Source organism: Enterococcus sp. AZ188, from assembly GCF_050544075.1.
GTDB classification, from domain to species: domain Bacteria; phylum Bacillota; class Bacilli; order Lactobacillales; family Enterococcaceae; genus Enterococcus_D; species Enterococcus_D entomosocium.
Map to the genome: position 1 here is coordinate 1,228,584 of NZ_CP172943.1, position 14,125 is coordinate 1,242,708.

The 14,125-nt window shown below is 39.4% G+C and carries 13 protein-coding genes; all 13 read left to right on the plus strand.

From position 1 onward, the window contains the following. The 13 genes from IGI86_RS05765 (at position 1) to IGI86_RS05825 (ending at position 14,125) form a co-directional block, all read left to right on the plus strand. Positions 1 to 444 (plus strand): GtrA family protein, encoded by a 444-nt coding sequence (locus tag IGI86_RS05765; protein ID WP_430617795.1) that lies wholly within the window; start codon positions 1 to 3, stop codon positions 442 to 444. Between the two features lie 76 nt (positions 445 to 520). Further along, positions 521 to 1,126, plus strand: coding sequence for a superoxide dismutase (locus tag IGI86_RS05770; RefSeq protein ID WP_005229576.1), 606 nt, complete (start codon positions 521 to 523; stop codon positions 1,124 to 1,126). Between the two features lie 144 nt (positions 1,127 to 1,270). Further along, positions 1,271 to 1,471 (plus strand): cold-shock protein, encoded by a 201-nt coding sequence (locus IGI86_RS05775; protein ID WP_005229578.1) that lies wholly within the window; start codon positions 1,271 to 1,273, stop codon positions 1,469 to 1,471. Positions 1,472 to 1,754: 283 nt separating this feature from the next. Continuing rightward, a complete protein-coding gene (gene tagD, locus IGI86_RS05780; RefSeq protein WP_005236890.1) occupies positions 1,755 to 2,180 on the plus strand; it encodes a glycerol-3-phosphate cytidylyltransferase in 426 nt (141 codons plus the stop codon). 18 nt (positions 2,181 to 2,198) lie between these two features. Continuing rightward, positions 2,199 to 3,248: an ABC transporter ATP-binding protein gene (locus IGI86_RS05785; protein WP_005236889.1), complete on the plus strand. Its 1,050-nt coding sequence runs from the start codon at positions 2,199 to 2,201 to the stop codon at positions 3,246 to 3,248. A 42-nt stretch (positions 3,249 to 3,290) separates the two neighbouring features. Beyond that, positions 3,291 to 4,100: an ABC transporter permease gene (locus IGI86_RS05790; RefSeq protein ID WP_005236888.1), complete on the plus strand. Its 810-nt coding sequence runs from the start codon at positions 3,291 to 3,293 to the stop codon at positions 4,098 to 4,100. A 186-nt stretch (positions 4,101 to 4,286) separates the two neighbouring features. Continuing rightward, on the plus strand, positions 4,287 to 5,315 hold the full coding sequence (locus IGI86_RS05795; RefSeq protein ID WP_430617796.1) for an LCP family protein: 1,029 nt from the start codon (positions 4,287 to 4,289) through the stop codon (positions 5,313 to 5,315). A gap of 311 nt (positions 5,316 to 5,626) precedes the next feature. Further along, positions 5,627 to 7,747 (plus strand): peptidoglycan D,D-transpeptidase FtsI family protein, encoded by a 2,121-nt coding sequence (locus tag IGI86_RS05800; protein WP_016613209.1) that lies wholly within the window; start codon positions 5,627 to 5,629, stop codon positions 7,745 to 7,747. A gap of 190 nt (positions 7,748 to 7,937) precedes the next feature. Next, on the plus strand, positions 7,938 to 8,219 hold the full coding sequence (locus tag IGI86_RS05805) for a hypothetical protein (RefSeq protein WP_008379625.1): 282 nt from the start codon (positions 7,938 to 7,940) through the stop codon (positions 8,217 to 8,219). 3 nt (positions 8,220 to 8,222) lie between these two features. Continuing rightward, the gene (locus IGI86_RS05810) at positions 8,223 to 10,259 is read left to right on the plus strand and encodes a cation:proton antiporter (RefSeq protein WP_008379627.1); all 2,037 of its coding nucleotides are present in this window, start codon (positions 8,223 to 8,225) and stop codon (positions 10,257 to 10,259) included. A gap of 204 nt (positions 10,260 to 10,463) precedes the next feature. Next, complete coding sequence (locus IGI86_RS05815; protein WP_430617797.1) at positions 10,464 to 12,371, plus strand: ABC-F family ATP-binding cassette domain-containing protein; 1,908 nt, start codon at positions 10,464 to 10,466, stop codon at positions 12,369 to 12,371. A 16-nt stretch (positions 12,372 to 12,387) separates the two neighbouring features. Continuing rightward, positions 12,388 to 13,335 (plus strand): thymidylate synthase, encoded by a 948-nt coding sequence (locus IGI86_RS05820; RefSeq protein ID WP_005236877.1) that lies wholly within the window; start codon positions 12,388 to 12,390, stop codon positions 13,333 to 13,335. A 43-nt stretch (positions 13,336 to 13,378) separates the two neighbouring features. Next, the gene (locus tag IGI86_RS05825; protein ID WP_016621290.1) at positions 13,379 to 14,125 is read left to right on the plus strand and encodes a hypothetical protein; all 747 of its coding nucleotides are present in this window, start codon (positions 13,379 to 13,381) and stop codon (positions 14,123 to 14,125) included.

Genomic DNA, 14,125 nt, shown 5'->3' on the forward strand with positions numbered 1-14,125 from the left:
ATGCAAAAGTACAACGAATACAAACAGTTCTTGCAGCAAAAAAAGTTGTGGGAGCCGATTACGTATTTATTTTTTGGTGGATTAACGACTGTAGTCAACATTATCGTCTATCTCATTTTTCGTGAAGGATTTGGTCTTTATTACCAGACAGCGAATGTGATTTCCTGGATTGCTTCTGTTTTGTTCGCCTACTTTACAAATAAGTTATGGGTCTTTGAAGCAAAAACCGAGACAAAGCAAGAGTCATGGGCGGCATTTGGGAAGTTCATTTTCTTTCGCGTCTTATCATTAGGCTTAGATATGCTTTGTATGTATCTATTTATTTCAATTTTGGCAACCGGCGATCTAGTTGCCAAGCTGGTCACCCAAGTTGTTGTTGTTTTGGCAAACTATGTGTTTAGTAAATTTTTGATTTTCAATACGAAAAAAAGTGAGAAAAAGTAAGCATATTTTTTGAACAAAGTCTGATAGTCTGATAATGTTACTTATGTAAACATTATCATTGAGGAGGAATTTTTTTATGACTTACACATTACCAGATTTACCTTACGCATACGATGCATTAGAACCATACATTGATGAAGAAACGATGCATTTGCATCATGATAAACACCATAACACTTATGTAACAAACTTAAACGCAGCGATTGAAAAACATCCTGAATTAGGTGAAAAAACAGTTGAAGAATTATTAGCTGACTTTTCTTCTGTACCAGAAGATATTCAAACAGCAGTTCGTAACAATGGTGGCGGCCATGCCAACCACACGTTCTTCTGGGAAATCTTAGGCCCAAATGCTGGTGGCGAACCTACTGGAGCCATCAAAGAGGCAATTGAAGAAACTTTTGGCAGCTTTGAAGACTTTAAAGAAGAATTTAAAACTGCTGCAACCGGACGTTTTGGTTCAGGTTGGGCATGGTTAGTCGTGAAAGATGGTAAACTAGCGATTACTTCAACAGCGAATCAAGATTCACCATTGATGGATGGTCAAACACCTGTTTTAGGTTTAGATGTTTGGGAACATGCGTATTACTTGAAATACAAAAATGTTCGTCCAGATTACATCAATGCTTTCTGGAGTGTTGTTAACTGGGACAAAGTAAACGAATATTTCGCAAAAGCTTAAACAATTTACTAGAAAGAAGCCTGCTAAAAGGCTTCTTTTTTTGTGGATAGAAAGAATCGTTTTGATATTGCTAACGCTTACATAATCCGCTATAATAAAGGCGACGGAATCGTCGGATTATAATTATTGGAGGCTTTACACACTATGGAACATGGGAAAGTAAAATGGTTCAACAACGAAAAAGGATTTGGTTTTATTACAGTTGACGGTGGCGATGATGTATTTGTTCACTTTTCTGCCATTCAAGGAGACGGTTTTAAGTCACTTGAAGAAGGTCAAGAAGTTGAATTTACGATCGTTGAAGGTGCCCGCGGACCTCAAGCAGCGGAAGTGACCAAAGTCTAAAATCAAGTAGACTGTAGACAAAGCAGATTATTCATCTCAAAGGAGCATGAATATCTGCTTTTTTGATACACTTATATTAGTTTCTATTTCTTGCTAGACTTAGAGATGAGGAAGTACCTTCATATAGGTTGCTGCTTTTTATATGAAAAAGAGAAAATTAAAGCAAATATTTAGTGTTAATAATCTTTCAAATTTGTTAATTCTTTCCTAAGAATCTTTTTTTTCTGGGTTTTATGATATAATCTATTAGTGATTTTTATTTTGAAATAAGAAGGGACTAAAAATGAAACGAGTTATTACCTATGGAACATTTGATTTGCTTCATTATGGTCATATTAATCTATTGAGAACTGCTAAGCAAAAAGGTGATTACTTGATTGTGGGATTATCAACCGATGAGTTCAATTTATTGCAAAAAGGTAAGACTAGTTATTTTAGCTATGAAAAAAGGAAACAGCTTTTAGAAGCAATAAGATATGTCGATCTTGTTATTCCAGAAGAAAATTGGGAGCAAAAAATAACGGACATGAAGAAATATAACGTCGATATTTTTGTAATAGGGGACGACTGGTCAGGTAAATTTGATTACCTAACTACTGAATCAGGAGTTGAGGTAGTTTATCTTCCAAGAACGCCAGAAGTTTCAACAACCCAAATAAAGGCTGACCTGACAATGTTCAATCAAAACAATGTAAGCAAAGATTTTTAGAATGGATGAGAAGATAAGATGGATAAACAAGTTAAAGTTCGTAGTACTTTAGTAACAAAAGAATACGATCTTCTGAAGAAGAAATCAGATAAAGTAAAATCTCTATTTAAATTTTATAAAAAAAATATGAGTACATTCTGGGCATTAAAAGGCGTAAGTTTTGAAGTAAATGCCGGTGAATCAGTAGGAATCATTGGTATTAATGGATCAGGGAAATCAACACTTTCGAACTTGATTAGTGGAATTATTCCTCCTACATCAGGAACGATGGAGGTTAACGGAGAAACTTCGATCATTGCAATCGGTGCTGGATTGAAAATCCAACTGACCGGACTAGAAAATATTCGTTTAAAAGGCTTGATGTCAGGAATGACGAATAAAGAGATTGATGACAAATTAGATGACATCGTTGCTTTTGCTGATTTAGGAGATTTTATTAATCAACCTGTAAAAAGCTATTCCAGTGGTATGAAATCTCGTTTGGGCTTTGCTATTGCTGTCCACAACAATCCGGACATATTAGTAATTGATGAAGCTTTATCTGTAGGAGATGAAACTTTTTACCAAAAATGTGTGGATAAGATTATGGAATTTAAAGAAAATGGGAAAACTATTTTCTTCGTTTCTCATTCACTGGGGCAGGTAGAAAAACTTTGTGATAAAACGATTTGGATGCATTACGGTGATTTAAAAATGTTTGGACCTACAAATGAAGTGATGAAAGAATATCGTGAGTTTATTGATTGGTTTAAAAAATTACCCAAAAAAGAACAGAAAAAATATCAGGATGAATATAAAGAAAAACAGAAACAATTTAGTATTGAAAAATTAGTTGAAAAAGCCAAAAATGATCCACAAACTTTAAATCAGAATTTAGATGCTACCGGACTGGAAAAAAATACGAAACGAACTTTATTTGGAGAAAAAATGACTATTTTTACTAAACTCGTTTTATCTTTAACAATTTTGAGTATTCTTTTTTTCAGTATCGTTACATTTAGTGGAAGATCTTTGGGTTATGCGCTTAAGAATCCTATAGAAGTTATTACGAAAGTTATCGTACGGTAATCATCGATACTTACTTATATTATGTAGAAGAGGAAGAGCCTTGTGAAAGAAATAATTGCAGTTTTAAAGGAACAAATTCAGCATAGTGGTATGATTTTTCGAATGTCTCGCTATGAAGATAAAGCCACTTACCAAAGTCATTATTTAGGGCTAGCTTGGCAAATTTTGAATCCGGCCATTCAAATCGGAATCTATTATCTAGTATTTGGATTGGGCGTAAATAATAATCGTCAGGTAGACGGATTTCCATTTATTATATGGATGTTAGTTGGTATCACAGCATGGTTTTATATAAGTTCATCTGTTTTAGGAGCATCAAACAGCATTCACAGACAAGTTGGAATGGTTGCTAAAATGAAATTTCCCGTAAGTATTTTACCAACAATCAATATTGTTAGTAATCTGTCATCATATATTCCGATGGTAGCAATTGTTGTGGGATCATTATTATTTACTGGAAATACACCTACCATCTATTGGATCCAGTATTTTTATTATTTTTTCTGTATGGTTAGTTTTTTGTTTGCATACGGGGTGTTGAATGCAACAATCACAGTGTTGGTTCGGGATTATCATATCTTCTTACAATCGGTCCTACGTTTGCTTTTCTATGTGTCTGGACCAATATGGGATATAAATAATCGCAATATGCCGGTATGGTTAGTTAAAATTTTAAGACTCAATCCTTTTTATTATATTATTGAGGGCTTTCGAGACTCGTTGCTTTCCCGTGCATGGGTTTGGGAAAAAACAACTTATACACTTATATTCTGGTGTTTAACTTTGATGCTTCTTATTTTAGGAAGCCATCTGCATATGAAGTTTCGTGCTCGTTTTGTGGATTATATTTAAAAAAGTGACTATTTGCGGGGCACTCTCTACCTTAGAGGGTGCCCTTTATTTATGTTTTATTTTTGTTTATTTCAAAGAAGTTACGGAAGGATTAAATATGAAGTTGATGCATGATAGCGATTGCTGAAAGATGCGTTTTGTGGGAAAATTTATTTGATGAGTGAATTTTTATTGGCGAGGTGTAAGATGCGGAGATATCAAAAGGTAATTTTAGGTATTTTAGTCGTGTTAGTGGTTGGAATCATTGGATTAACGATCTACGGGATGCAGGTTTATCAAGAGACGAATGCCACTTTTAATCAAATCTCTCACGCTGTTGATCGTAAAACAGACAAACGAGAGGAAGCAATCAGCATTGAAGATCGAGATCCGTTTTCCATTTTGCTAATGGGAATCGACACTGGGGCTTTAGGGCGAACCGAACAAGGTCGTTCGGATAGTATGATGGTGGTGACGGTCAATCCAGAAAAAAAACAGTCAACGATCATTAGCCTTGACCGTGATATTTACACACAAATCGTTGGGTACAATACGATCGATAAGCTGAATCATGCTTATGCTTTTGGTGGGGAGGCCATGGCCATGGATTCTGTTGAAAATCTTTTGGACATTCCTATCGACCATTATGTGACGATCAATATGCAGGGTATGCGGGATCTGATTGATGCAGTTGGGGGAATCGAGGTGACAAATGCTATCGATTTTACTTTAGAAGGTGTTCATGTCCCTGAAGGGCGAATTACTTTAGATGGTAAGACAGGTCTGGCTTATGCAAGAATGCGAAAACAAGATCCGGAAGGGGATATCGGTCGCCAAAGACGGCAAAGAGAAGTGGTTACGAAAATTCTTCAAAAAGTTATGAGTCTGGATGGTATCAGTAATTACCAAAAGATTCTTAAGGCGGTTGAAAAGAATTCGAAGACGGATCTTACGTGGAATGATATGATGGACATCGGTACCAATTATATTCCTGCTTTTACGACCATCAAGCAGGAGCAACTCCAAGGAGAAGGGCAACTGATTGGTGGAGTATATTATCAGTTATTGGGGACGAATCAGTTGTTGCATACGCAAAATTTATTAAAGGAGCAGTTGCAGCTTCCGACGAACGAGGGTTTGACCCAAGGCGACGAATTTACTAACGGATCGCCTAATTATCAGTTATACGACGACAGTCTGACCTTTTCAGAAGAAAACTCAACAACTGGAGAGTAGCTAGTTTCTTTAGAAGCCTAAAAAGCAGGAGAACTTTTGGTCATCCTGCTTTTTAGTTTTCCACAAAAGCACCAACGAAAATCTTGTTTCACGAAACCATCAAATGAAAAAACATAAGAAAGCTTAAAAAAACAATTTTTTCATGAAAGAATGAAAATGAAACAATCAAACTGTGAAACATTTACTCGGATTCACGCCAATTTTTATAGTTTTTTCTAAGGATTAATGGATATTTTTTGTTTTTTCTGTTTCGAATCGAATTTTTTGGTAAAATAGGACAGTAGTCATTATAGATTGGAAGGATAGATGAGATGAAGAATTTGAAAGATAAAGTTGTCCAAGGGATACGCAAGGGGCCAGAAGAACCAAAGGCTAAATCGTATCGCAAATCTCATGTTCCATTTCGATTGAACTTTTTGTTTTTTATTATTTTTGCTTTGTTTGTGTCCTTGATCGTTCAATTAGGCTATCTACAGATCGTCAATGGCGACAATATTGAGCAGCAGTTGAAAGCTTCATCTGTAGTGGAAGTCAAAGGAAGCGCCCCTCGGGGAATGATCTATGACGCTTCTGGAAAAGCGCTGGTGGAAAATCAAGCCAATGCAGCAATCACATTTACCCGCGGAAACAAAATGACCGCTCAAGATTTATTAGAAACGGCCAAAAAATTGAGCGAGTTGATCGAAGTACCTGTGGACAAAAACTTGTCTGATCGTGATCTTAAGGACTTTTGGCTGGCCGATGAAGAAAATCTTGAAGCAGCAACTGACCGATTGAGTGATGAAGAGCGTTCTTTAGGTACTTCTGAACAATATGCGGCAACCGTTGATAAAGTGACAGAAGATGAAATCAATTTCTCTGATGCAGAATTAGAAGCAGCCACGATTTTTAAGCGGATGAATAGCGCCCAATCTTTGAGTACGGTCTTTATTAAGACGTCGGATGTGTCTGACCGTGAATTAGCTGTTGTCGCTGAAAATATGGTTGATTTACCGGGAATCTCCACGGGAACTGATTGGACGAGAAACATCGTTGAAGGAAGTTCTCTGGCTAGTTTGATCGGAACGGTGACTAGTGAAGAACAAGGGATTCCGGAAGAAGTTTTGGATGAATTTTTAGAAAAAGGCTATGCTCGTAATGATCGCGTTGGACGTAGTTATTTAGAGCAGCAGTATGAAGAAGTCTTACAAGGCACAAAATCCATTTCCGAGATTTCCCTTGATAACAATAATAATATTGAAAGTCAAAAAGAAACCTTTGCTGGGGCAAAAGGGGATAACCTTGTATTAACATTAGATGCTGAGTTTCAAGCGAGAGTTGATAAAATCTTGCAAGACAATTTCCAAAAACTGATTGATTCTGGGGCAGCAGAATATTCTCCAGGGGTTTACGCAGTGGCGTTAAATCCAAAAACCGGCGGCGTTTTGTCAATGTCCGGCTATCATCATGATACAGGTTCAAATGAATTGCAGGAAAATGCCATTGGTACCTTCATTAATTCCTTTGTACCAGGGTCCGTTGTCAAAGCAGGGACTTTGGCTGCTGGCTGGGAAAATGGGGTCTTAAACGGCAATGAAGTGTTATTGGATCAACCAATCAGAATTGGCTCCGATGTAAAAGCCTCAATTTTCAACCCAACTGGGGCAAATAATCGTAACCTTTCTGCGGAGCAGGCGTTGGAAGTTTCTTCTAACTCCTATATGATGCAAGTCGCTTTACGTTTGATGGGCATCAATTATCAGTCAGGTATCTCGATTCCAACAGTGGATCGTCAAGGGGATGTCTATGAAAAACTACGTTCGTCTTTTGCCTCTTTTGGTATGGGAACTGAAACTGGGATCGATTTACCGGGAGAAGCGACTGGTATCAGCACATCGATCGATAACATGGACCCGGTCAGTGATGGTGGGAAGATCCTTGACTTGGCTTTTGGTCAGTTTGATACCTATACCACGTTGCAACTGGCACAATATGCAGCAACTGTTGCTAATGGTGGCAAAAGATTGCAGCCTCATATCGTCGACGGTATTTACGGCAATGACGAAACTGGCGGTCTTGGCTCACTGATTGAAGAGATCGAACCAACGGTATTGAATGAAGTTGGTTTAACAGATGCTCAAATGCAAATTGTTCAAAATGGATTTTATGATGCAGTTCATGGAACGGATGCTTGGGCAACTGCCAAAGGCTTGGCTTCTGCGAAAATGGAGGTCTCTGCCAAAACAGGTACTGCCGAAACACCAATTGTGGATAGTAATGGCAATACCATCAGCTTAGTTAACCTAAACATCGTTGCCTACGGGCCAAGCAGTGATGCGGATATTGCGATTGCGATCGTAATGCCTCAATTAAAAGGCGACACAGATACCCATCCAAATATTCAAATCGCCAAAGAGATCATGGATGCTTACTACGACTTATATATGAAATAAGCATAAAAAATCGCAGTGAAGACTGCGGTTTTTTTGTTTTATAAGAAAACTGATAGAAAACCAACATTTAGTGAGAAAGACTTGCTATTTTTGAATGATTGGCTTAGAATACTAGCGGTCAAGAGATAATTTTGATTTGCACGTTAAATAAAAAGATAAACTGATGATAAAAGGGGTAAAAAACGTAATTATGAACAAGGAATGTTTAAGTAAGCAAGAACTAATGAAGCAGTTGGGACAATTTACACCAGCTGAAAAAAAGGAGATTCGGGATTATTTGCAACGGAAAAATCCATTGCTTTTCCGAAAATTTGAACGAATGAAACACGATTTATATCGCTTGGAATCACGGCGTGTCCAATGCGAGATTGAAAATAACGAAAAGGAGTTAGGTCTTCTAAACGACAAGATCCTTTTAAAAAAAGAAGATTTTCTTGAGCTGTTATTAGCCATTCGAAAGAAAAGAGGGTAATGGATGGAATTTATTGAACTCGTCATTATCATTGCAATTCTTGTCACATTATCAAATGTGGCGAGCAAAATATTGCCCTCAGTACCGATCTTTTTTATTCAAATCATCTTAGGAATTTTATTAGGTCTTACAGAAATGGGTCAAGAGATCGCCTTTGAACCGGAAATGTTTTTAGTAATGATCATTGGTCCATTGCTATTTCGAGAAGGGGAACGAGCAGATGTACCTGAGATCCTAAAAAACAGCAAGATCGTGCTGTTTTTGGCTTTTGGTGGCGTGTTAATGACGCTGTTTGCGGTCGGCGGAACCCTCCATTGGTTGATGCCGACGATACCTCTGGCTGCTTGCTTCGCTTTCGGGGCTGCGTTAGGACCAACTGATGCGGTGGCAGTCTCCTCATTAGCAAAGCGTTTGAAAATTTCCAAAAACATTATGCATATTCTTGAAGGCGAGGGCTTACTGAACGATGCTTCGGGGGTTACCGCATTACAGTTTGCTATCGTGGCTTTGACTACCGGGAGTTTTTCAGCAGCCAACGCAGGCTTCCAACTTCTTTTCTCTAGTATCGGTGGCGGGCTTGTCGGTTACTTGATAGTATGGCTGAAACGCCGGATTTTACGTTTTATTGAAAAAATCTCGGCACAAGATGTCACAGTATACTTATTGATTGAACTGCTCTTGCCATTTGCTGCCTATTTGCTGGCAGAAATGATTGGCGTCTCAGGGATTATCGCAGCAGTTGTGGCAGGTGTAGCCCAAGCCCAAAGAAAACGCCGGATCTCGTTGTTTGATGCTGAATTAGCGAACATTTCTGAAAGCACATGGTCGACCATTGTCTTTACATTGAACGCATTAGTGTTTCTCTTTCTAGGGATCGAGTTGTCACAAGTCTTTTCACCGATCTGGGAAAGCAAAAACTATGCAAACTGGCATCTAGTCATCACGATTTTAGTCGTCACAGCGGTGATTTTCCTCGTACGTTTTATCTTTTTACTATTTTATTATTGGTTCTTACAGTCAAAAAAACAAGTATCCATGAATCAAGTCGCCTTGTTGACCTTTGGTGGCGTCAAGGGAACAGTCAGTTTGGCAGCCATCTTCATTTTACCGGTGATGGTGCATGAGACACCGTTTCGGGAACGGAGCTTGCTCCTGTTTTTGACCGCCTGTGTAATTTTGCTGACATTGATCATCAGCGTGATGGTCTTACCTTATTTGGCAGATGGTGAAGCTGCCGAAAGTGTCGACTTCAATCACTTGCTGATCTTAGAAGACGTCATCGAACAATTGGAAGCAGAAGAAAAACAAGAGCTTTCTGATAAAGGTCGCTTAGCGATCGATGCTGTCATCAATTCCTATGAAAATCGTCGTTGGGAATTGTATCGCAATAGTTTGACTGATTCAGAAAAACAAGAAATCCAAGAAATTCAAGGATTGATCTTATCGATCGAACAAGACGGCTTGGATGAAGCTTATCGAAATGGGAAAGTCAGCCTAAATGGCTATCGTTTTTATTCACGCTTTATTTCTCAGCAGCAGCATTCCCTCGCAAAACAAATTCTCTCATTCTTTAGTTTTTGGCTCTTCTTTATTCAGCGTTTTATTCGTGTACTGATCCATCCACGTTTGTTTTTACAGCGGCAGCAGCAACTGAAAGATGCCTTGAAACAACGAGACATTTCTGAAGTACAAAAAATCTACTTAAAAAACAGCGAATACATTTTTCACAGTTTGAGCAATTTAGAAGATGTTTATGATTCCTCGCTGATCAATTTCTTTATTCGTCAACGAGAAATGAGCATCAAACGGTTTGAACATAGCAATTTCATTGAAACGATCATGATTGAGCAAGACCCGATTTTTGTTAAGAAAGTCCTTTGGGGCTATTATCTTGAGCGCAAGACGATCGATGAATATGAAGTGGCTGAGAAAATTTCAACGATTTCTGCAAATGAGTACCGACGCAATGTCAATCTGTTAGAATCGTATGCGATGTCTCGAGCGGAAGAACAACCGAAACAGCGGATGTTCCGCCGATAATATGTCTCAAAAGGCGCGCAACTTGATGCACGTTTTATGGAGTGTCTCCGTCAGGTTATTCCTAAAAGATGATCAACATCGATGATCAGAGGGAATAAACTGACGAAGGCATTCTTTTTTATTGCAAAAACTGCTCCTTTCTCTCATCGTTTCCTCGGATGAAATGTGGTACAATGAGCGAAGAAAAAACTCAGGAGGGATTCTGTGAAAGAATTAAAAGTAAGTGAATTAACCAAAACTTACGGTGAAAAAACACTGTTTGATCAGCTTTCTTTTCTGATACATGAAAAAGATCGGATCGGTTTGATTGGTGTCAATGGCACGGGGAAATCAAGTTTGCTGCGAATCTTAGCAGGTTTGGATCGTGGAGATGGTGATCGCCAAACTGTTTTTGCCAGTCAAGATTATCGAATTGGCTTTTTAGCGCAAGACAATCAGCTACAAGAAGAATTATCCGTTGTAGATGCTGTTTTTCAAGGGACCAGTCCGCTGATCCGCGTTGTTCGCGACTATGAAAAAGCGCTGATTGCTTTAGAAAATAATGGTATGGATCAACAAACGCAGCGCAATTATCAATTGGCAGAAGAAGCGATGAATAAAGCCGATGCTTGGAACACAGATACAACAGCCAAAATTATCCTCCAAAAACTTGGAATCAGTGATTTAAAGAAAAAGGTCAGTGAGTTATCTGGAGGTCAAAAGAAACGAGTGGCTATGGCTCAAGTATTGATCGATGAACCAGACCTGTTGTTATTGGATGAACCGACTAACCACTTAGATTATGATGCGATCCAATGGTTGGAAGGCTATCTTAAAAATTATCGGGGTGCGTTATTGATGGTGACCCACGATCGCTACTTTTTGGATCGAGTCGTTAACCGGATCTTTGAATTGTCCTTTGGAAAACTGCATGAATATCAAGGCAATTACGAGACGTATCTTCATGCTCGAGCAGAACGAGAACGAGTGGAGGAGACGCAAGAAGACAAGCGCAAGCAGTTATACAAACATGAGTTGGCTTGGATTCGCACCGGAGCAAAGGCCCGTACAACGAAACAACAGGCACGGATCGATCGTTTCGATGATTTAAAAGAAAACCTACATCAAGTAAAACGGAACGGCGAAGTGGCCATTGATGTTGCTACGACACGCTTAGGCAAACAAGTCTTAGAGCTAAAAGATGCGAGTTTCCAGATTGAAAACAAAACGATTTTGTCTCACTTTGATTTGTTGATTCAATCAAGAGAACGCTTAGGGATCACAGGAGAAAACGGTGCGGGCAAATCAACGTTGCTCAATATTTTAGCTGGTCACCTGCCTTTAGAAGAAGGGGAGCGTACGATTGGCGTGACTGTGAAAATGGCTTATTATACGCAAACGATTGAAGCGATGAACCCTGATCAGCGAATGATTGCTTATTTGCAAGAAGCAGCCGAGGAAGTGCAAAAAGTGGATGGCTCACAAGTCAGTGTCGCAGAAATGCTGGAACAGTTTTTGTTTCCGCGATCCATGCATGGCACTAAGATCGGCAAGCTATCTGGCGGGGAAAAACGACGCCTATTTTTGCTCAAGCTATTGATTGGGCAGCCAAATGTTCTCTTGTTAGATGAACCGACCAACGATTTGGATATTGATACCCTGACGATTTTGGAAAATTATTTGGAAACATTCCCAGGTGCAGTGATCACTGTTTCCCATGACCGCTACTTTTTAGATAAAGTTGCCCAAAAATTGCTGATCTTCGAAGGAGACGGCAGGATTAAGTCCTACTTTGGTTCCATTAATGAGTACCTAGCAGCCAATACCAATAAAGCTAGTTCAAGTGTACTAGAGCCAAAAGAATCAAAAAACGATTCCCTTTCTGCTGATAGTGAGGAGTCTGCTGCAGCGCCTGTCAAAAAGAAACTGAGTTATATGGAACAAAAAGAGTGGGCGACAATTGAAGATGATATCGCGGCTTTAGAAGAAAAAGCAGCCGCTTTGACTGAAGAGATGAATCATCAAGGAGCTAACTTTACCAAGCTTCAAAAATTACAGCAAGAAATCAGCGAGGTTGAAACGCAACTTGCAGAAAAAATGGATCGTTGGGAATATTTGAGCGAATTTGTGTAAAGTAAAGGAGAGAACGATGGAACAAGCATATTTAGATCTAGGAAGAAAAATATTAGCAGAAGGCAATGATAAAAGTGATCGTACCGGAACGGGAACACGCAGTGTCTTTGGTCACCAAATGCGTTTTGATCTGTCCCAAGGCTTTCCATTGCTGACAACCAAGAGAGTTCCTTTTGGATTGATCAAAAGCGAATTATTGTGGTTTCTAAAAGGAGATACCAACATTCGTTATCTCCTAGAACATAATAACCACATTTGGGATGAATGGGCGTTTGAACGCTATATTAAAAGTGATGCTTACACAGGTCCTGACATGACGGACTTTGGCCGTCGTTCCTTAGTGGATGAAGCTTTCAATGAACAGTACCAACATGAGTTGAAACAGTTTTGTGAAAAAATCTTATCTGATGATACATTCGCTGAAACCTTCGGCGATTTGGGTCATGTTTATGGGTACCAATGGCGCCATTGGGAAAAAAGTACGGGTGGGTTTATCGATCAAATCAAAGAAGTGATCGAGATGATCAAAACAACGCCAGACTCTCGTCGTTTGATCGTCTCTGCTTGGAATCCAGAAGATGTACCGACGATGGCGTTGCCCCCTTGTCACACGATGTTTCAATTTTATGTTCATGATGGTCGCTTAAGCTGTCAGTTATATCAACGCAGTGCCGATGTCTTTTTAGGCGTTCCCTTTAATATTGCTAGTTATGCGCTATTAACGCACCTGATTGCTCATGAAACTGGACTAGAAGTCGGAGATTTTATCCATACATTAGGTGATGCTCATCTGTACAGTAATCATATAGAACAGATGAAGGAACAGTTGACTCGTTCAGTACGTCCGGCGCCAAGCTTACAGTTAAATCCTGAAAAACAGTCAATCTTTGATTTTGAAATGGAAGATATTACCCTGGCAGGGTATGATCCGCATCCAACAATCAAAGCACCGATCGCAGTTTAAGTGGTTGTTTGGTTTCATTTCATAAAGAAAGGAATGAGGCGTAATGGAAAATACCCACAAACGAGGCTTTGCGGCGACCTTTCATCAGAGACATGCTGGATCGATTCATGCATTGCTCATTGATCAATGCATTGATTTCTTGCATCAGCACTATGATGCAGTTTGGCTATCCGTATCCGAGGAAACAGTGCCGGAGCTAAAAGAAGCCATTCGATCAAATCAGCAGTGCACTGCCATTTTTATACCAGCAAAAGGGGCGGCGGATGCCCGCAGAAGACTTGTTTTTGCTGCACAGCATAATTTACCAATGCTGGATTCATTGCATATTTGTGATTTTGATCGCGTAGTGACTTGGATCGAGACGTATCCAGAAGAACTTGTGGCAATAAGCAAACAGCCGTTACCAGAGAATACGTATTGTATCCTAGGGCGAACTGCAAGGGCGTTTGCGAGTCATCCGCAAACGTGGCAAAGAACGGAGCGCTTGATCAACGAGATCGCAGCTGACTTTTTTCAAATACAAGAAATTGATGTCGCAGCTGGTAGTGCTCTCTTTCCTATCTCCCTGATACCGACCTTACTGAAAAACAACAACGCGCGTTTAAACGATGGGGAATGGCCGAGAAATGTCCAAAGAAGCGGCGGCACAATTGTTTACCAAGCCTGTGATGGCTTGCGCTTTGATGAGCGCAACAAAGATTCATTTGAGCATGAATCAGCTTTTCAGCTGATGCAGCGGCTGCAGGTTGCTGCTACTATTTCGGAATCATTTTATACAGAAGGGATGTAA